We start from the raw sequence: 19671 nt of genomic DNA, 5'->3' as shown, positions 1-19671 counted from the left end.
GAGGGGGACTGATTAATCACGGCATTACTTGCTCTTGGCTCTGGGCTTACGTAAAATCCCGCTATTATTTTTTACATAGTGATTGGTATTATCAAACAGCTGTTTAGTGCGACCGGGCCTTTGGCTTTATCAATAGATGGATACACACCACGCCAGCCTCAAATCGATATGGCGGTGGCTGTTGATGATGCATTAAAAACCCGAGCTCAACTTGTTGTTGAGGCAGGTACTGGCACAGGTAAAACCTTTGCCTATTTAGCCCCCGCACTTAAATCTAAAGGTAAAACCATTATCTCAACCGGTTCTAAAGCACTGCAAGAGCAGCTTTATCACCGTGATTTACCCGTATTAGTAAAAGCCTTAGGTGCAGCGAAAAAAACGGCCTTGTTAAAAGGGCGTGCCAATTACTTGTGTACATATCGACTAACTCAGCATGTGGCACACGTACCCACAGACGACCCTGATGTTATGCATCAGCTTGCTATGGTTGCAAAGTTTGCCAGTGAGACCCACAGCGGTGATCTTGCCGATTGCATTGGTATTGAAGAAGACGCCAAAGTGCTACCTTATGTAAGCTCAACCGCTGATAATTGCTTAGGCAAAGAATGCCCTGACTTTCAAGAATGCTATATTCGCAAAGCACGTTTAAAAGCGGCTGATGCCGATGTTGTGGTAATTAATCACCATTTATTTTTTGCCGATATGGCGGTTAAAGAGTCTGGCTTTGCAGAGCTAATGCCCAACGCAGATGCCTATATATTTGATGAAGCCCACCAGTTAAGTGAAATTGCCAGCGACTATTTTGGCGAAACCATGAGCACCAAAAAGCTGGTGGATTTAATTAACGATTTGCGCGCTATTTACCGCGCTGAAATTCCAGACATGCTGCAATTAGGCAAAAGTTTAAATAAACTGGAAACCAGTGTCGCTGATTTAAGGTTGCAGTTTGGAGTTGATGGTAGCCGAGGCGATTGGCGCGAAAAGCTTAGCAATAAGCTTATTTGCTCGGCATTACACCGCGTAATTAGTGATTTAGAGTTTGTGTATCAGGTTTTAAAGTTATGCTTAGAGCGCAGCGATAAAATAGAACATCCGTTTGAACGTGTATTGGCTTTTAAAGGCCAGTTAGAACGCGTATTCGATACCGCCCAGACAGGGTTTAGTTACTGGTATGAAACCACGAGACGCTATTTAACAATCAATATAACGCCATTGAACGTATCGGCAAAATTTGCATTGATGATGAAAGAGTCTGGCGCAGGGTTTGTGTTTACCTCGGCCACGTTATCGGTCGACAACGAACTCACTCATTTTAATGCCAGCCTTGGGTTAAAACCAAAGCAAAGTATGATGGTAGACAGTCCATTTGATTATGAAAATCAGGCGCTTTTGTGCTTGCCGCGCTATTTACCTGAAACGCACGCCGATAATATGCCGCATGCGATTGTAAAGTTAACTCTCGAACTCATAAAATCAGCAAAAGGGCGTTGTTTTGTGCTATTTACTAGTTACCGAATGATGCATTTGGTGGCTGAGGGCTTAACCACACAAATGGACTATCCGGTTTACATGCAAGGGCAAATGTCTAAACGCATTATATTAGAAAAATTTACCCGTCATGGTAATGCCGTGTTACTCGGCACAGCGTCCTTTTGGGAAGGGGTTGATGTAAGAGGCAGTACTTTAAGCTGTGTTATTATTGATAAGCTACCGTTTGCTGCCCCTGATGACCCTTTACTACAAGCTAAAATGCAAGATTGTCAAATGCAAGGCAAAGACCCGTTTGCACATATTCAATTACCCCAAGCAGTGATTGCATTAAAGCAGGGGGTAGGTCGCTTAATAAGAGACAACAAAGATAAAGGCGTGCTAGTGATTTGCGATAATCGCTTAGTTACACGCCAATACGGACAAGTATTTTTAAAGAGTTTACCGCCAATGCGCCGTACACGAAGCTTAGAAGATGCCAATACATTTTTAAAACATATTAATTGAGTACAAAAATGATCAAAAGTAATATTCTCGCCCTAGATGCTTCTACAGAAGCATTATCAATTGTTTTGCATTATCAGGGTAAAACATTTCATCATTTTGAAGAGTGTCCGCAGCAACATAGTCAAAAAATACTGCCACTTATTGATGAGTTACTTGGTAAATCCGGCTGTAAATTAAAAGATTTAGACGTAATAGGATTTGGCCAAGGCCCAGGTAGTTTTACTGGCGTGCGCATAAGCGTAGCCATTGCCCAAGGTCTTGCGTATTCAACTAATTTACCGCTAGTGGGGGTTTCTACCTTAGCGGTTATGGCGCAACAAGCGTTTGAACAATTTGGCGATGAAGTGGTTTATTCAAGCATTGATGCGCGTATGGGGGAAATATACTTTGCTCAATACCAAGTTAATAATAATTTGATGACACTTCAAGGTGAAGAACGTGTTTTTAAGCCAGAACTGCTTGACGCTTCATTGATAGACACAAACAAAACAGCAACCGGCGTGGGGACTGGATTTAAAAGTTATCCCGATGCATTAACTACATTTACAAATGTGAGTGTACACCCTGAAATTACGCTACCCGATGCACAATACATGTTAGCGTTAGTGGATGCACAGTACCTTGCAGGTAATGGCGTAAAAGCCAGTGATGCTCAGCCTAAGTATGTGCGTGACACAGTGACCTGGAAAAAATTACCAGGCCGCGAATAACGCTAAGTTGTGTTGTTTGCATATTGAGCTATTTTAAATCATAATTTAAGCATGTTGTTGGTTGGAGAAGCGTAATGTCGCTGCCTATAAGCTCTGGTTTTTTTACTGGTGATATCCCTGCTAAGGTGCGTTCTACTGCTGTTGTTACGGCAAAGCCCGAACGACTATCAGAGCAGCCAATACCACAGAAAACCAATACAGACTATGTTAAGAGTAGCCCCGAAGGGCTTGAACTCGCAAAAGAGTTTGTAAAAGCGAACACCAAAGAGGCCCAATATAGCCAAACTATTTACGATCAACCGAGTGCGCAAGTTAGTAAGGCAATTTCTACTTACACTGAGTTTGCTAATTTAGAGCGAAGAGCTGAAGTTCAAAGCTTAATTGGTGTTGATATATATGCTTAATTATAAAATTAATAGCCAAATAAAAAGCCCGAATAGATTATTCGGGCTTTTTATTTTTATACCAGTGATTACTGTTTTATGTAACTAATCAGTTTTTTAGCTATGTCAGTATTGTTTTGTGAACCAATAAAGTCATCACTATTTTTACCATAGGCAAATACTTGCACATCAGAAGCGGTATGTCCGCCCGTTGTCCAACCAGTGAAACTTAAATCATTGATAATGCTTTTAACCGCTAAATTAAGGGTTTTTTCACCCATGGCTTTAGCTTGCTTAAGTTTAATTTCGTTTTCAGTTGTAAATTCAATACGGGTATTGGCTTGCCATACCGTTTTAAGGTTATCTGATCCCATTAATAATTTGGTTAATGTACCCGCAGTGGCTTTAACACCTTTGATGATGTCGGTTCCCCATTTGTATTGGCCATGCGCACCAATGGTTAAACCGCCTGTAGAGTGATCAGCCGTGATCACTAAAATAGTGTCTGGGTTGTTATCTACATAGGCTTTTGCCGTTTCGATTGATTTTGCAAAGTCGTCCATTTCAGCCATTGCGCAAGCAATATCATTTGCGTGACCACACCAGTCAATTTGGCTGCCTTCAATCATCACAAAAAAGCCTTTATCGTTTTGCCCATCAAGCAAATCAAACGCTTTAGAGGTTAACTGTTTTAATCTCGTAGGGTTTTCATCTAGCGCAAAAGGTAATCCCTTAGGTGCGTATAAACCAATAGCAGGGATTTGTGTAATTTGACCTAAGTTTTTAATATCGTCACCGTATTGATAACCTGCTTTTTTAAATTCGTCGACTAAGTTTCTGTCATCACGAATAAAATATTGAGTTCCACCGCCTAACATTAAATCAACCGGTAATTTACCAGCAATTTTATTGTCAATGTAGTCGTTTGCGATGTCATCATAATTTCTTCTTGATTCATTATGCGCGGCAAAGCTTGCAGGTGTTGCATGGTTAATTTGTGAAGTAGCCACTAACGCTGTTGTCATTCCTTGCTCTTTTGCAATTTCTAGCATGGTCTTAACCGGTTTTTTAGCCGTATCGACAGCGATTGCGCCATTATAACTTTTATGACCGCTGCTAAGTGCAGTTGCACCTGCTGCGCTGTCTGTTACATAAGTATGGTCATCAGGATAAGTGTGCGCCATGCCTTTTAACATAGTGTCGAAAACGGTTGTTTCTATTTCTTTTGTTGTAGGGTCATCTTTGTAATAACGATAAGCGGTAGTGAAAGCGGGACCCATGCCATCACCAATCATATAAATAACATTTTTAGGCGCTGTTTGAGCGAATGCTCCTGTTGTACATAAAAGCGCTAATAAGCCGAACTGTTTTTTCATTGTGCGTACCCTTTAAGTGTACTAATTTTAATAGCGACTATTATTGTATACCGATAGCAAGATAAATAAATGAATATGTTATGAAATCTCGAAATTTAAGTGTGTGTTCTATTAGTTCAGTTCTATTATTTGTGTATTAACTCTTGTATGTTATGGCCATAACCAAATAAAAAAGTTGAGGTTTGCGTTGCAACCATTTTCGGTAAAAGCTAATGACTTAGATATACACGGTATTAAATTTGGAGACGGTGAAGACGTCGTTATCGCTCTGCATGGCTGGCTAGATAATTGTGCTAGCTTCGTGCCTATGCTGAGTCGTGCTGCACCTTCGCAAACATGGTATTGCATTGACTTTCCAGGGCATGGACTGTCATCTTGGCGAAGCCCTCAAGCACATTACTACTTTATTGATTATGTGGATGATGTGTATGCATTAATCACAGCGCTTAAGTTAAAGAAGGTACACTTGGTTGGTCATTCTATGGGGGCTATGGTAGCAGGGCTGTTTGCTAGTTGTTTTAGTGAGTACGTAAAATCGGTTTCTTTTATTGAAGGTATAGGCTGTGTTACCACCGATAGCGATGAAGTGTGTTCTCAACTAAGAAATGCCATACTAAACCGAGCAAGGTTTAGTACAAAAAAATCACGGGTATACACTTCAAAACAACAAATTTATCAAGCGCGTGCAAAAACAACTGATTTAAATGATGAACTAATCGCGTTGTTGATGGACAGAAACATAAAACAAATGCACAGTGGGTTTGAGTTAACGACTGATCCTAAGCTTAAAAATCACTCAGGTTTTCGATTTGATGAAGCGCAATGTATTGGTGCAATAAAAGAATTAATTGCACCATGTCAATTAATATTAGGTGATAAAGGTTATCCATTTGTAAAACAAAATCTAGACAAGTATAGTAAATATTACAATAACTTGAGTGTAATAGATGTGCCAGGTGGGCATCATTGCCATATGCAAAGTAGTGGACTATGTTTTGAACACATTCACGCATTTATGGTGCAAAGTAGTGCATGTTAATTGTATATTACCGATAAATGTGGGATTATCTCTAGATTAGAGTATTTGCTCAATTGTGAAAGTGCCTTACTTAGATTAAGGTTAATAAAAATATAATTATAAACAGGGGCTAAGAGTGGAAAAAATCTGGCTTAAGCGCTACCCAGAAGGTATGCCTGAAACAATCGATCCTGAGCACTACAACTCGTTACTCGAAGTGTTTGAAAAAAGTTTTAATGATTACAAAGATTTACCTGCATTTACTAATATGGGTAAAACATTGTCATATAACGAAATTGACGCGGCAACAAAACGTGTTGCGGCTTATATTCAAAACGATTTAGGGTTAAAAAAGGGCGATAAAGTCGCTGTTATGATGCCTAACTTGTTGCAAACCCCAATTGCTATATTAGGTATTTTACGCGCAGGGTGTGTGGTGGTTAACGTTAATCCGCTATATACCGTTCGTGAGCTAGAGCACCAATTAAAAGATTCTGAAACATCAGCAATATTTATTCTTGCTAACTTTGCTGTCACGCTTGAAAAAGCACTGCCTAATACTGACGTTAAACACATTGTGGTTACGCAGGTTGGTGACATGATGGGCGGACTCAAAAAGCATTTAGTCAATTTTGTTGTTAAGTATTTCAAAAAAATGGTACCAAGCTATACGTTGCCTAACACGATTAACTTTTGTGATTTATTAAAAGCTGATCTGAATGGCTATAAGCGCCCAGAGGTTAACTTAAGCGATTTAGCATTTTTACAATACACCGGTGGTACAACCGGTGTATCTAAAGGGGCAATGTTGAGCCACGGTAATATGGTGGGTAACCTTGAGCAAGTATCTGGTTGTTTAGATAACGTGCTTGAGCGTGGTAGAGAAGTGGTTATTACCGCGCTACCGCTCTATCATATATTTGCATTAACAGCGAACTGTTTAACATTTATGAAATACGGCGGCTTAAACGTTTTAATTACTAATCCACGTGATATGCCTGGATTTGTAAAAGAGCTTAGTCAGCATAAATTTACTGCTATCACAGGGGTGAACACTTTATTTAATGGCTTATTAAATACCCCTGGTTTCTCTGAGCTTGATTTTAGTCACCTTAAAATGTCATTAGGCGGCGGCATGGCAGTACAACGCCCTGTTGCAGAAAAATGGCAAAAGGTCACTAACAGCAAACTAATGGAAGGCTATGGCCTGACAGAATGTTCTCCTTTAGTCACAATTAGCCCGTATGATTTAGAAGCTTATAATGGCTCTATCGGTCTACCTGCGCCAAGTACTGACATTAAATTAATGCTCGATAACGGTGAAGAAGCTGCTAAAGGTGAGCCGGGTGAACTGTGGGTAAAAGGTCCGCAAGTGATGCTTGGTTATTATAATCGCCCTGATGCAACGGCTGAATGTTTAAAAGATGGCTGGTTTGCAACTGGTGATATTGCCACTTACGATGACGAAGGTTTTTTCTACATTGTTGATCGTAAAAAAGACATGATTATTGTTTCAGGCTTTAATGTTTTCCCAAATGAAATAGAAGAAGTGGTTGCCATGCACGAAGGTGTATTAGAAGTTGCTGCAATTGGTATCCCTCATGACATTAGTGGTGAACAAGTTAAAGTTTTTGTTGTGAAAAAAGACCCTTCTTTAACTGAAAAAGATATAATAAAACATTGTCGTGATAATTTAACTAATTACAAGGTTCCTAAACTCGTTGAGTTTAAGGATGAGTTACCCAAAACTAACGTGGGTAAAATTCTCAGAAGAGCCTTAAAAGATTAGCAACTATAAAAAAGCCGACATCAGTCGGCTTTTTTATTGTAGGAGACTCAGTGCACTACCAATTGATCCAAACCCAAAATGAGCTTAATACGTTTGTAGAACAAATTAAAAACAAACCCATTCTTGCTATTGATACCGAGTTTATGCGCCGCCGTACTTTGTATCCAGAAGTTGCACTTATTCAAGTTTATGATGGCGAACATTTAGCGCTTATTGACCCGCTTGCCGAGCTTTCCTTGTTTGATTTTTGGCAAATACTTAAAGATCCTAAAGTGCTAAAAGTACTCCATTCACCCTCAGAAGATATTGAAGTTTTTCAAAAGTACGCAGGGTTTGTTCCTTATCCTTTATTCGATACCCAGTTTGCACTTCAGCTATTAGGTGAGGGAAACTGTATGGGCTTTGCCTTAATGGTGAAAACATTATTGAATATTGAGATTGATAAAAGCGAATCGCGCACTAATTGGTTACAACGCCCCCTTACTCAAAAGCAACTTGAATACGCTGCTGCTGATACGTATCACCTGCTGCCATGTTTTGAGTTAATTATAGATAGCATTAAAGCCGCTGATTTATTTGATATTGTGATCAATGAAAGTGAATTAGTTGCCAATAAACGTGCTTTTCAAATTCCGGATGAGCTACTTTACAAAGAAATTAAAAATGCATGGCAACTTAAGCCGCATGAACTAGCGGTACTTAAAGAGTTAGCAGTATGGCGTCGAAATAAAGCCATTCGTAAAAATCTAGCGCTTAATTTTGTACTTAAAGAGCACAATATGACCGAAATTGCCAAACGAGGCCCTTCAAGTTTAAATGCTCTGAGACAAATTCCTGGGGTAGAACCCATTGAAGTGAATCGTTCTGGGGTTGAAATTTTAAAGTGTATTGAGCAGGCCAAAGCCATTCCAGCTGAGCAACACCCACAAGTATTAAAGCGGTTAATTGATTTTCCTACCTATAAAAAAGTAGCGAAGGAGATCAAACAAAAAATTACTAAAGTTGCTAAAGAGCATAACATTCCAGAAGACGTTATGGCCTCTAAAAAGCAAATAAATCAGCTAATTAGTTGGAATTGGAAGTTAACTGCTCAGCAAAAAGAAAAACACATAAAGCCAGATTTACTCAGTTCATGGCGCTATGACTTTGTTAAAGACGCTCTTAAAGAGTGGGATAATTAAAGTCATAAAGGCGAGTTACAAACAAATAAAAAGGGCGCTTAGCGCCCTTGTTTGTTATTTCTTTTCTTCGTCAGGTAATGTGACATTGAGCTCGAGTACCGCTAAATCGTCTTCATTTTGATCAAACTGAACTTGAACCGCATCGGCGCCTACATTAACGTACTTACGGATCACATCAAGAATATCTTGCTTTAATTGTGGCAAGTAATCTGGTGTTCCACGCTGAGAACGCTCGTGCGCGACAATGATCTGCAATCGCTCTTTTGCTAATGACGCACTGTTTTTCTTTTCTGAGCGGAAGTAGTCAAGTAAAGACACATTAACCTCCAAATATCCGTTTGAATAAACCCTTTTTCTCTACATCTAAAAATCTAAATTCAACCGTTTCGCCTAATAAACGACTGATCGCATCAGCATAAGCTTGACCTGCGTCTGATTCGCTATCAAGAATTACCGGCTGTCCAGAGTTTGATGCACTAAGCACTGCTTGAGATTCAGGAATGACACCTAGTAAGTCGATGGCTAGGATGTCCTGGATATCTTCAACAGATAGCATTTCACCTTTTGTTACACGATCTGGATTATAGCGTGTTATTAGCAAATGCTCTTTAATGTTTTCTAAACCTTCTTCGGCACGTTTCGATTTACTGTGTAAAATGCCTAGAATACGATCCGAATCTCGTACTGACGAGACTTCAGGGTTGGTTGTAACTATAGCTTCATCAGCGAAGTACATCGCCATCATAGCTCCGGCTTCAATACCTGCAGGAGAATCACAAACAATATAGTCAAAGTCTTCTTTTAACTCGTTCAATACGCGTTCAACACCATCACGGGTGAGTGCGTCTTTATCGCGAGTTTGTGAAGCAGGAAGTAAAAATAACTTTTCTACACGTTTGTCTTTTATGAGTGCTTGATTAAGGTTAGCTTCGCCATTGATCACATTAACAAAGTCATACACTACGCGACGTTCACAACCCATGATGAGGTCTAAATTACGTAAGCCGATATCAAAATCGATGATAACAGTTTTGTAGCCTTTTAATGCTAAGCCTGTACCAATTGCTGCGCTTGATGTTGTTTTACCAACACCCCCTTTACCCGAGGTAACGACAATTATTTTTGCCATGAGATTTATCCTTTAACCAAAGCTGAAATTTCTAAAGATTCATTTTTTTGTTGTATTTGAACTGCGTTACCCCAGTGTTCACCTTGCAGTGAGTCACTGATCCAGTAATTACCATTGATTGAAACGAGTTCTGCTTCTAATTTATTACAAAATATGTATGCGTTTTCGAGCCCTTTTGCACCGGCAATTGCACGCCCTCGTAGGGTTCCGTAAATATGTACATTGCCATCGGCAATAACTTCTGCGCCATGGCTTACCGCGCCTAACACCACCAAGTCGCGGTCTTTGGCGTAAACTTGTTGGCCTGAGCGCACCGCACCATTAATAATTTGCGCTGGTAAATACACGGTTTTTTCTACAACCGAAGTATTTGGCTCTACTCTTGCGCCTTCGCTCCTAACGTCTTGAGAATAGTTTAAAACAGACAACCCTGCGGCTTTTGCCTGTTTATGCTGTTCATCCGAACCATTACATACACCCACAGCATTAAAGCTCATGCGTTCAATAAGCGATTTTAAGTGAACAAAGTCGATTGCGCTGTTTTTTACTTCAATTAAATTGACGACGATAGGGGCACCCTCAAAGAATTTTGGGGCTTGGGCAATTTTTACATACAGTTGTTCTGCTAAAAGGTTAATATCAGTACTATAAAGATGCAAAACTGATAACGTAAAAAGGTTGCCTTTTAGCTCAAAAATTTGGTCCGACATAGATGCTCAACTGGATTGTCTAGTTAGCATGTAACTTTATATAAACCTAGGCTGAACAAGGCTTTTATTACAGTTTCCACACTAATTTTTATAACTTATTATTATTGCCATGTTATAGTGTGTAGCACTGTTAAGCAAGATTTTATAGGGCCATAATGCTAACTGCGGTATATAAAAGTAAGAAAAAAGCAGATACTTTCTTATTTATTGAAAAAAGAGACGATTTTAGTAAAGTTCCGGAACCTTTAATGACCATGTTTGGTCAACCTCAGTACGTGATGATCATTAACTTAGCGAAGCGAACTCAATTAGGCGTAGCGGATTTAGACACTTTAAAACAGTCGCTTAGCGACCAAGGCTATTATTTACAAATTCCGCCACCTGAGGAAAACTTGCTAAGTCAATTAAGAAAACAAAATGGAGTAGATAGTGATTAAAAAATTAGCGGTTGTATTGTGTGGTGTGTGTTTAAGCTCATCGGTAATGGCAAAAACACAAGCTGAGTTTCAACAATATCTTACTAATTTAAAGCAAGAGGCAATTGCAAAAGGCTACGATACTCAGTTAATTGAGCAAGCATTTGCCACTGCATCTTATAAAGAAAAAGTCATTTCAGCAGACAAAAACCAGCCAGAAGTAAAAGAAACGCTGGAAACGTATTTACCAAAACGAGTACCGCAATGGAAAATAGATCGTGCGCGTAAATTGTATAAAGAAAACCAAGAAGTCTTAGAAAAAGTAGCAAAAGACTTTGGTGTTCAAGCGCGTTTTATTGTGGCTATTTGGGGTTTAGAAAGCAATTTTGGCGCTATTCAAGGCGGCCACAATGTTATTTCATCCTTAGTAACTTTAGCATTTGATGGACGTCGTGAAGCGTTATACAAACGCCAATTGTGGGCAGCACTGGATATATTAAAGTCGGGTCATATCACGCTTGATAAATTTAAAGGCTCTTGGGCGGGTGCTATGGGTCAAACCCAATTTATGCCAACCTCATTTAATGCCTACGCCGTTGATTACAACAACGATGGCCGCAAAGATATTTGGACAACCAAAGAAGACGCGTTTGCTTCAATTGCTAATTACTTAAAGCAAGAGGGTTGGAATGATAATTTAACCTGGGGTCGCCAGGTACAATTGCCCGCTGACTTTGATAAGCAGTATATATTAAAGCGCGGTACTAAAACCCGAAAGCAATGGCTAGAGTATTGGGACAAATCAGAGCGCTCCTTAGCAGATTGGCAAGCATTAGGTGTTCGTCGTGTTGATGGCAGTGATTTACCTACGGTTGCTGTAGATGCAGCATTAGTCATGCCGGATGATATAAATGGACGCATGTATTTAGCATACGATAACTACAAAGTATTTATGCACTGGAATCGTTCATACTACTTTGCTACCAGCGTAGGTTATTTGTCAGATAGAATTGCTTACCCAAAAATTTAAGCTCAAGCGAATAACTAAAAAGCCGCTCATTGCGGCTTTTTTTAATGGTTATTGCTCTTTTTTGAATATTTTATCTTTGAGGTCAATGACTTTGCCAATGCCTGAACCTAGCTTCATTAGTTTGTTGAGCTGCTCTGGGGTTAAGCGTTGTAACTCTGACGACCATTTAGTCACTGTTTCAAGTAAGTTATGAATTTCGCCCATTTGTTTTTGTGCATAAATTTCATCGTCGTTACTTGCTTCATCTAATAAGTTATCTCTAAGTAAGCTAAGCGTAGGTTCTACTTCACGCTTTTTACGTTCTTCAAACACGCGATTAGCCATATCCCAAATATCGCCTGCAGGTGCATAGTATTCTTTTCTATCTCCTGGGATATGCATTACCTTGATCAGCTGCCAAGATTGTAATTCTTTAATTCCCATACTTACGTTACCGCGTGAAATACTCAGTGCATCTGCGATTTGGTTTGCCGTCATTGGATCTTTGGTAATAATAAGTAATCCGCACATTTGGCCGATTGTACGATTAAATCCCCAGCGGCTGCCCATCTCGCCACAATGCATTACAAAGGCAAAGTTTTTTTCTGATAATGTCATTGTTACAAGTTTCAAAAATAAATGAAAGCTATGCTAGCACGCTGGTTAAGTATGGCAAGCGTTTAGCTTGGATAAAAAACCACGTTTTACGACTAATGATTGATATAGATTAATATTAAAGCATCTATAGTAGGTTATGTTGCGGGTATGTAACATGACATTGTTGTTTAACGTCTTTGTTAAATAGCATAAATTTTTTATAAACGATGGAATGACTATGAAAGCAGCAATAAATACAGAATATAAAGGCAAGTTGGCGATCACCGATTTACCAATCCCAGAGGTAGGTCCTAACGATGTGCTGGTTAAAATAGCCGCTTGTGGTGTATGTCACACCGATTTACATGCGTGTCATGGTGATTGGCCGGTAAAACCAAAAATGCCATTGGTACCAGGTCACGAAGGCGTGGGTGTAATAGAAAAACTAGGCAGTAATATTAAACATTTAGAAGTGGGCGACCGAGTGGGTGTACCTTGGTTGTATAGCGCCTGTGGCCATTGTGAATTTTGTTTAGATGGACGTGAAACCCTGTGTTTATCGCAACATAATACCGGTTACTCAATTGATGGTGGTTATGCAGAATATTGTTTAGCACATGGTGATTACATCATCAAAATACCGGAAGGATTAGGCTTTGCTGAAGCTGCACCGTTATTCTGTGCCGGCGTAACAACGTATAAAGCATTAAAAGTATCAGATGCAAAACCGGGTCAATGGGTTGCTATTGTTGGTGTGGGCGGTTTAGGTCACTTAGCGGTGCAATATGCAAAAGCAATGGGCTTTAATGTTATTGCTGTAGATACAGGTGAAGAAAAAATGGCCTTAGCTAAAGAGTTAGGCGCCGATATTACGCTTGATTTTAAAGAAGTGGTGCCTAGTGAGGCTATTTTTGAGCAAGTAGGTGGCGCGCATGCTGTTGTTTGTACCGCAGTATCAAAACCTGGGTTTGAACAAGCGTATAAAAGTGTTCGCCGTGGGGGCAAATGCGTATTAGTTGGCTTACCGCCAGAAGATATGCCATTGCCAATTTTTGATACTGTGCTAAATGGTGTTTCAGTAGTAGGTTCTATTGTAGGTACACGTAAAGACCTGCAAGAATGCCTTGAATTTGCCGCACAAGGTAAAGTAAAAGCTATCATTGAAGAGAAAAAACTCGAAGATATTAATGAAATTTTCGATGATATGCTCAAAGGCGAAATTAACGGCCGTATAGTTGTTACAATCTAACTATACCTAACTATACCAAAATATAGTGCGCACAAACCAACCTGGCTTGTGCGCATTGTGTTAAAGCGTATAACTAAAGCTTAACTTTGCATTTCTTTCCTCACCTGGCATACCGCCTAAAAACATGGCTTTAGAATAGTATTTTTTATTAAACAGGTTATTAATGTTTAATTGCATTTGCCAGTTGTCTGCTTTATAGCTAACTGCAGCATCATACACGGTATAAGCGGGGACGTAGCCGTTATCAATACCGAACGAACTTGAGTTAGTACTGCGCTTATCAACAAACGTTAAGCCTGCGCTTAAATCTATTGCGTGAGGTAATTCAAATAATGCAGCAGAGTAAGTTACCCATGAGCTAGCAGTTACATAAGGCACGCCTTTTTGGCGAGTATCAAAGCTTGTGCTGTTTGGGTTAGTCTTATCGCGAGCATCTTGATAAACCCCGTTGATGTTAACTTTCCATTGATCGTTCAAATACGCATTTAAGTCAATTTCTACGCCTTTGGTTTGTTCTTCACCATCAAAGAAGCTCTCCACTACGTTTGGTGCAGACACGCCTGCTTCATAAAGTGGGTTGGCATATTCTAAATTAGTACGTGCACTTTCAAATACTACAATTGAAGCCAGTAATTGGTCATCAAACGCTTTAAAACGAAATCCTAAATCGTTACTAACAGATTCTGAGTCTTCTCTATCGGCTTCATTACCAGCAACAGATCCAAGTACACTGTAGGCAGTACGACCTTTTGAGTGATTTAAAAATAAAGCCATGTCAGTGCTTAATTGATAAGTCGCTCCTAAATTGTACGTTAAACCGCTATCTGAAGTGTTTGCCTCTGGCGTTGGGTTTGCGCGGCTTTGACTATAACGTGGGTCAACACCAAAATGCTCGTAACTTTGTTTTATACGGTTATGAGCAATCCCAATACGGGTGGTGATTTTATCGTTAATGTAGGCAACATGCTGAAGGCCTAAACCCCATGCTTGTACTTTTTTATTATAATCACTGGTTTTAAGCGGATCGTAATCATTAAATTTACCTGTAGGCCAATTTGGCTGACGCATATCAAAAATATACGGCAGTGCGCCTTGATAAATTACCTCACCGGCTTTGTTTTTAATGACCTTATCGGCATCGTAAATAGAATATTGTTTAAAACGAATATCACGATCTTCATAGTTAGCGTTAACCAGTAATTCGTTTTCTATGTTACCGAGCATAAAGTCATAACGTAAATCTAAAAAGTACTGCCATGATTTTTCATCCGCTTCTACTTGGCGGTACTCTTGGCGTCTGGCTGCAAAAGGGTATAACACGTCATCAACAACTAGCGGTGCGCGTGGGTCTTGGTTGATCACGCCGTTACGTTTCCAGTAAACGTAGTTGTAAGCACCTGTTTGACGGGCAAAACTTGAGGTGTAATTACGGTACTGTAGTTGTTGATTAACAAATAAATCATCATTAATGTAATAATTATGGGCTAATTTAAAACGCAGCTCTTCACCTTCGTTATCCTTTGCCATCGGTGATATTATGCCATTGGTGCCAAAGTTAAAGGGTGTTAAACCATCATTGCTTGCCAAAGAGTTAGCTAGTTCATTTCGTTGTGCTTCACTCAATTGTAAGCCACTTGCTGTAGGGTCATTCACTAATTCGGCGCCTGATACTTCATCTGCAGTTAAACCATTAACCGATTCACTGTTAAAAATACGAATAGGGTGGCCGATAGAATCTACAGCAATGGCGTCCTTGATATAGGCTCCGGATAACACAAACGCATGTTGATCATTTAGAACATATTTTAAAGACGAATAAATTTCATCACGTTGTTCTTTTAAATCACGAAAGCCATCGCTAGAGGCGGTTTTTGCCATGACTCGATAAGCTAAGTCGTCTGTTATTGCATTGGTGCTATCGAGCGCCAGTGAATAACTATCCCACTGACCAATATCCATTTCTAAGGTATGTTGCTCGTTAAACTGCGGCTTTTTTTCAATAAGATTGATCACCCCACCAGCACTGCCCATGCCGTATAAACCAGTTGCTGGGCCTTTTAATACTTCAATTGATTCAACATTAGTTAAAGAGCGCGTTGGGTTAAATGTATTGCCTAATCCTGCGCCACCGTACATGCCATCATACGTATAATTAGCACCTAAACCACGAATTACTAAATTATCACCAATGCCATAGTTGTTACCGGCTTGCGTTAAACCACTTACATTACGGATCACATCTTGTAAACTATCAATACCTTGCGATGCAATAAGCGCTTTATCAACAATGACCACGGGTGCAGGGGTTTCCATTAGTGACATATCAGATTTAGTAGCCAAACCTGAGCTCATTACCACTCGGTTTTGTTGCTCGTAAACACTGATACGTTCAATATCGGAATTAACTTGTGACTCGTTTGCCAATGCCAAGTGCGCGTTTAAGCACGCGAGTGTGAGTAGTGAGTATTGAAACCTTTTCATAGAGTGATAACCATTCGCATTTGTTAATTTGCGTGAATGATAATGGTTATCATTTTAAAATAAAATAAAAAGTTCAAACTTTTTTACTTTAATAGGTGTGTTTGCTTGATAGTTATACAATATGATTTAAAAACAATCACATTTAAAAATATTAACGGGGTATTGCAGTCGCTAGTTGGCTTTACTAAGAGAGAATCTAAAAAAGTATTGATGATTAAATGGGCAGTTTAACTACATTAGCTAAAAAATTGTTAAGGTTGAGCTAAGCTCAACCTTATAAAGATGTTTTGGGTTTACTGCTTGTAAACGACACCGGCTTTCATTACAAAAGGAATACGCTCTAGTGTAGAAATATTTTTAAGTGGGTTAGCACTCACCGCTATAATATCAGCAGCAAAACCAGTTTTAATTTGCCCCAGTTGTGAATCTGCCTTTAGTAATTTAGCACTATTAATTGTCGCGGCTTGAATAGCTTGTAATTCACTCATACCAAATTCAACCATTCGCGAGAACTGTTTCGCATTATCACCATGTGGATAAATAGCCGCATCTGTACCAAATACCATGTTAACCCCAGCTTCAACGGCGCGTTTAAAGCTGTCTCTTTGCTTTTTAGAAACAAGACGTTCTTTATTTAGGTTCTCTTCATCTACCCCATTTTGCTCACCAAAGCTCAGTGTATACTCGGTATTGTAAATATCCATAGAGAGCCAAGTACCGTGCTTTATAGCAAGCTCAATCGCTTCATCGTCTAAAAAGCTAGCATGCTCTACGCTGTCTACACCGGCTTTAATGGCTGTTTTAATGCCGTTAGTGCCGTGTGCGTGAGCCGCAACAGGCAATTCTCGCATGTGCGCTTCATCCACAATGGCTTTCATTTCTTCAAATGCGTATTGTTGTATGCCCACCTTTGTGCCTTTAGAAAATACCCCACCAGTTGCACATAATTTAATTGCATTAGCGCCATATTTAATATTTTCACGTACTTTAATGCGAACAGCCCATGGGCCATCAGCAACCCCCGAGGCGGTATACTTCATTTCTGGAGGCAAACGATTATTGTCACAGTGTCCGCCAGTAATCCCCAAAGAAGGGCCTGCAGCCCAGATGCGAGGGCCAATAATATCACCTGCATTAATGCCGTCGCGAACCGCAATAACACTAAAGCCTTCTGCACCTAGGTTACGCACTGTGGTAAAGCCGGCTTCTAATGTTTTTTTAGCAAAGTAACTGGCTTTAATAGCCATACGGGGTACTGATTGGCCTATACGTTCACTGCGCGAAACGGTTGGATCGCTGGTTAAATGCACATGCATATCCATCAACCCCGGCATTAAGGTGAGTTCAGGTAGGTTAATCAGTTCATCATTACTGGTAAGCGTTGGCTTTTTATTAAATTGAATTTGGCTTATTACACCCTCGTCAATCGCGATTAACGGATTAGCTTTTAGCTCTCCAGTTTTTACATCAAGCAAAGCTTTGGCCGATATATAGGTGGTTGCCAGTGTACTTGCGCTGGTTAAGCTCAGTAATGCGATTGATGTAGTTAGTAAATGTTTTTTTATTTTGATCATTTTTATTATTTAATTATTTAAATTTACCTGAATGTAGCAATCATTAGCTATTGAGTAAATTATCTAGCGACGAATCCCACTCACCGTAATTACTTTATTTAAGCCATTTAAAACCGCATAATTAGCGGGTAAAAACTAACAAGGATCTTTATGAAAGTTATTAAAATAGCACTGGTTGCCAGTAGCGTTATGTTTGCCTTAAGTGGTTGTATGAGCACCAGCTCACAATTAAACACAAATCAGCCGGTCGCGCCTGTAATAAGCGAGTTATCAGCCGAGCAACAGTTGGATGTGCTCGTTGCCCAGTACTACGATGAGTCATTAACCTTTAATCCCTTAAGCGCCACTTATAACGGTCGCCATGAATTCGATGATCAATTTTTGCCGGTGATATCGCAGGCTAATCGTGATAAAAAAACTGCTTTTTATAAAAAATATCAACAACGTTTAACGCTAATCGATGAATCACAATTAACAGGGCAGGCGCTACTTAACTTTGAAGTATTATCGCGAGATTTAGCCCTAAAGCTTGAGGGGATGCAATATAAAGATTATTTGTTACCGATTAACCAAATGTCGGGAGCACATAATACTTTTGCTGGATTTGGTTCAGGGCAAAGTGCACAGCCCTTTAATACTGTTGCCGACTATGAGCAATTTATTAAACGTGCTGATGGTTTTGTGAAATGGTTAGCCAGTGTTGAACAATCAATGGCGCAAGGTGTTAAACAAGGTGTAGTATTGCCTATGCCGTTGGCTAAAAAATTATTGCCTCAGTTTAAAGTGCACGTAGTAACTAACGCAGAAGATTCATTATTTTATTCACCAATAAAGGCCATGCCCGACTCATTTTCTAATGCACAAAAACAGCAACTCACTGAGCAGTATAAAACGCTTATTTTAGATAAATTAGTGCCCGCTTATCAGCGTATGAGTGAGTTTTTACTCAACGACTATATTCCTCATGCTCGCGATTCTGTTGGTTATGCTGATTTACCTAATGGTAAAGCGTGGTACGAATATCAAATCAAGAAAAACACCACGTTGAGTTTATCAGCAGATGAAATTCATGACATTGGCTTAAGTGAAGTGGCTCGAATTTTAAGTGAAATGAAAACGGTTAAAAACACCGTGGGATTTGAAGGTGATTTAGCATCGTTTTTTGATCATTTACGTGACTCAGATGAGTTTTATTATAAAACAGCCGATGAGTTAATTGCCGCCTATGAAGATATTAAACTAAAAATAGATGCGCGCTTACCGCGATTATTTAATATTGAGCCTATAGCCCCTTACATTGTTAAAGCAGTAGAAGCGTATCGTGCCCAATCGGCAGCGGGGGCATCTTATGCAGGGCCTGCACCAGATGGTTCTCGTCCGGGTATCTTTTACATTAATGCTTACAACTTAAAAGCGCAGCCTAAATTTTTACTTGAAACGCTATCTATTCATGAAGCAGCACCTGGTCATCACTTTCAAATTGCACTGCAACAAGAAGTAGAAAGCCTGCCCGATTTTCGTAAATTTGGCGGCTACACTGTGTTTGCTGAGGGCTGGGCATTATACGCAGAGAGTCTTGGCAAAGAGCTTGGCTTATTTACCGACCCGTATATGTGGTACGGGCGTCTTAACGATGAGCAGCTAAGAGCTATGCGTTTAGTGCTTGATACAGGTTTTCATGCCAAAGGGTGGACACGTCAACAAGGCATTGACTACATGTTAGCTAACTCTTCAATGGCAAAAAGCGATGTAATTGCTGAAGTGGAACGTTATATTGCATGGCCTGGGCAAGCATTATCGTACAAATTGGGTGAGTTTAAAATTAAAGAGCTTAGAGATTACGCCCACCAGCAGTTAGGCGAGCAATTTGATATTAAAGCCTTTCATACGCAAATATTAATAGATGGCGCATTGCCTATGCCTATCTTAGAGCAAAAAATTAAACGTTGGGTTAAATCTCAGCAGTAACATAATCGCGCAAAGTCATTATTTGAACAGGGATTGGCTTTGCGCGCTTTGCTGCAATACGTTAGAATGCGCGCTCTTAAAAGGCG

17 protein-coding genes are annotated in these 19671 nt (G+C 39.7%); 10 read left to right on the top strand and 7 right to left on the bottom strand.

Translation table 11 applies throughout. From position 1 onward, the window contains the following. The first annotated feature begins 78 nt into the window (after positions 1-78). From yoaA to CWC30_RS03790, 3 genes are all read left to right on the top strand, one after another. Positions 79-1995 (top strand): DNA repair helicase YoaA, encoded by a 1917-nt coding sequence (yoaA, locus tag CWC30_RS03800; RefSeq protein ID WP_138626466.1) that lies wholly within the window; start codon positions 79-81, stop codon positions 1993-1995. Positions 1996-2003: 8 nt separating this feature from the next. Further along, positions 2004-2705, top strand: coding sequence for a tRNA (adenosine(37)-N6)-threonylcarbamoyltransferase complex dimerization subunit type 1 TsaB (tsaB, locus tag CWC30_RS03795; RefSeq protein ID WP_138626465.1), 702 nt, complete (start codon positions 2004-2006; stop codon positions 2703-2705). A 74-nt stretch (positions 2706-2779) separates the two neighbouring features. After that, positions 2780-3109, top strand: a complete 330-nt coding sequence (locus CWC30_RS03790; protein WP_013463304.1) for a hypothetical protein — start codon at positions 2780-2782, stop codon at positions 3107-3109. 68 nt (positions 3110-3177) lie between these two features. Here CWC30_RS03790 and CWC30_RS03785 read toward each other — a convergent pair whose 3' ends face one another. Further along, on the bottom strand, positions 3178-4464 hold the full coding sequence (locus CWC30_RS03785) for an alkaline phosphatase (RefSeq protein WP_076923228.1): 1287 nt from the start codon (positions 4462-4464) through the stop codon (positions 3178-3180). Positions 4465-4651: 187 nt separating this feature from the next. Here CWC30_RS03785 and CWC30_RS03780 point away from each other — a divergent pair, with 187 nt between their 5' ends. From CWC30_RS03780 to rnd, 3 genes are all read left to right on the top strand, one after another. Continuing rightward, positions 4652-5503, top strand: a complete 852-nt coding sequence (locus CWC30_RS03780; protein ID WP_069439734.1) for an alpha/beta fold hydrolase — start codon at positions 4652-4654, stop codon at positions 5501-5503. A gap of 115 nt (positions 5504-5618) precedes the next feature. Then, positions 5619-7271, top strand: a complete 1653-nt coding sequence (gene fadD, locus CWC30_RS03775; protein WP_138626464.1) for a long-chain-fatty-acid--CoA ligase FadD — start codon at positions 5619-5621, stop codon at positions 7269-7271. Positions 7272-7321: 50 nt separating this feature from the next. Continuing rightward, positions 7322-8452, top strand: a complete 1131-nt coding sequence (gene rnd, locus CWC30_RS03770; RefSeq protein ID WP_013463308.1) for a ribonuclease D — start codon at positions 7322-7324, stop codon at positions 8450-8452. Between the two features lie 54 nt (positions 8453-8506). Here rnd and minE read toward each other — a convergent pair whose 3' ends face one another. The 3 genes from minE to minC are packed head-to-tail and all read right to left on the bottom strand — an operon-like array spanning position 8507 to position 10291. Further along, positions 8507-8770 carry a cell division topological specificity factor MinE gene (gene minE / locus CWC30_RS03765; protein WP_008111532.1) on the bottom strand — a complete coding sequence of 88 codons (264 nt, stop codon included), beginning with the start codon at positions 8768-8770 and terminating at the stop codon, positions 8507-8509. Between the two features lies 1 nt (position 8771). Next, positions 8772-9581, bottom strand: coding sequence for a septum site-determining protein MinD (minD, locus tag CWC30_RS03760; protein WP_138626463.1), 810 nt, complete (start codon positions 9579-9581; stop codon positions 8772-8774). 5 nt (positions 9582-9586) lie between these two features. Continuing rightward, on the bottom strand, positions 9587-10291 hold the full coding sequence (minC, locus tag CWC30_RS03755) for a septum site-determining protein MinC (RefSeq protein ID WP_036984014.1): 705 nt from the start codon (positions 10289-10291) through the stop codon (positions 9587-9589). 155 nt (positions 10292-10446) lie between these two features. Here minC and CWC30_RS03750 point away from each other — a divergent pair, with 155 nt between their 5' ends. Together CWC30_RS03750 and CWC30_RS03745 are read left to right on the top strand one after the other, a co-directional pair. Beyond that, the gene (locus CWC30_RS03750; RefSeq protein WP_036984015.1) at positions 10447-10728 is read left to right on the top strand and encodes a YcgL domain-containing protein; all 282 of its coding nucleotides are present in this window, start codon (positions 10447-10449) and stop codon (positions 10726-10728) included. Then, positions 10721-11737, top strand: a complete 1017-nt coding sequence (locus CWC30_RS03745; protein ID WP_016900168.1) for a lytic murein transglycosylase — start codon at positions 10721-10723, stop codon at positions 11735-11737. Before CWC30_RS03750 ends, CWC30_RS03745 begins: the two co-directional genes overlap by 8 nt. Before the next feature lie 48 nt (positions 11738-11785). On the opposite strand, the gene CWC30_RS03740 is transcribed toward CWC30_RS03745, so the two are convergent. Further along, positions 11786-12334 carry a GbsR/MarR family transcriptional regulator gene (locus CWC30_RS03740; protein ID WP_013463314.1) on the bottom strand — a complete coding sequence of 183 codons (549 nt, stop codon included), beginning with the start codon at positions 12332-12334 and terminating at the stop codon, positions 11786-11788. A 217-nt stretch (positions 12335-12551) separates the two neighbouring features. Here CWC30_RS03740 and adhP point away from each other — a divergent pair, with 217 nt between their 5' ends. After that, positions 12552-13562, top strand: coding sequence for an alcohol dehydrogenase AdhP (gene adhP, locus CWC30_RS03735; RefSeq protein ID WP_036984016.1), 1011 nt, complete (start codon positions 12552-12554; stop codon positions 13560-13562). Positions 13563-13622: 60 nt separating this feature from the next. On the opposite strand, the gene CWC30_RS03730 is transcribed toward adhP, so the two are convergent. Together CWC30_RS03730 and CWC30_RS03725 are read right to left on the bottom strand one after the other, a co-directional pair. Next, positions 13623-16043, bottom strand: coding sequence for a TonB-dependent receptor (locus CWC30_RS03730; protein ID WP_138626462.1), 2421 nt, complete (start codon positions 16041-16043; stop codon positions 13623-13625). A gap of 293 nt (positions 16044-16336) precedes the next feature. Continuing rightward, positions 16337-17608, bottom strand: coding sequence for a Xaa-Pro dipeptidase (locus CWC30_RS03725; RefSeq protein WP_171034683.1), 1272 nt, complete (start codon positions 17606-17608; stop codon positions 16337-16339). Between the two features lie 159 nt (positions 17609-17767). On the opposite strand from CWC30_RS03725, the gene CWC30_RS03720 reads away from it, so the two are divergent. Continuing rightward, positions 17768-19585 (top strand): DUF885 domain-containing protein, encoded by a 1818-nt coding sequence (locus tag CWC30_RS03720; protein WP_138626460.1) that lies wholly within the window; start codon positions 17768-17770, stop codon positions 19583-19585. The last annotated feature ends 86 nt before the right edge of the window (positions 19586-19671 follow it).

Origin of the sequence: Pseudoalteromonas sp. S4741 (assembly GCF_005886135.1) — a bacterium.
Taxonomy (GTDB): Bacteria; Pseudomonadota; Gammaproteobacteria; order Enterobacterales; family Alteromonadaceae; genus Pseudoalteromonas; species Pseudoalteromonas tetraodonis.
Note: the sequence above shows the minus strand (reverse complement) of the source record. Positions and strands in the feature narration are given on the sequence as shown.

Bases quoted from the DNA above. Each gene is read 5' to 3' on its own strand.
- tsaB (WP_138626465.1), top strand. From the start codon at position 2,004: ATGATCAAAAGTAATATTCTCGCCCTAGATGCTTCTACAGAAGCATTA.
- CWC30_RS03790 (WP_013463304.1), top strand. From the start codon at position 2,780: ATGTCGCTGCCTATAAGCTCTGGTTTTTTTACTGGTGATATCCCTGCT.
- CWC30_RS03785 (WP_076923228.1), bottom strand. From the start codon at position 4,464: ATGAAAAAACAGTTCGGCTTATTAGCGCTTTTATGTACAACAGGAGCA.
- minD (WP_138626463.1), bottom strand. From the start codon at position 9,581: ATGGCAAAAATAATTGTCGTTACCTCGGGTAAAGGGGGTGTTGGTAAA.
- minC (WP_036984014.1), bottom strand. From the start codon at position 10,291: ATGTCGGACCAAATTTTTGAGCTAAAAGGCAACCTTTTTACGTTATCA.
- CWC30_RS03750 (WP_036984015.1), top strand. From the start codon at position 10,447: ATGCTAACTGCGGTATATAAAAGTAAGAAAAAAGCAGATACTTTCTTA.
- CWC30_RS03740 (WP_013463314.1), bottom strand. From the start codon at position 12,334: ATGACATTATCAGAAAAAAACTTTGCCTTTGTAATGCATTGTGGCGAG.
- adhP (WP_036984016.1), top strand. From the start codon at position 12,552: ATGAAAGCAGCAATAAATACAGAATATAAAGGCAAGTTGGCGATCACC.
- CWC30_RS03730 (WP_138626462.1), bottom strand. From the start codon at position 16,043: ATGAAAAGGTTTCAATACTCACTACTCACACTCGCGTGCTTAAACGCG.
- CWC30_RS03720 (WP_138626460.1), top strand. From the start codon at position 17,768: ATGAAAGTTATTAAAATAGCACTGGTTGCCAGTAGCGTTATGTTTGCC.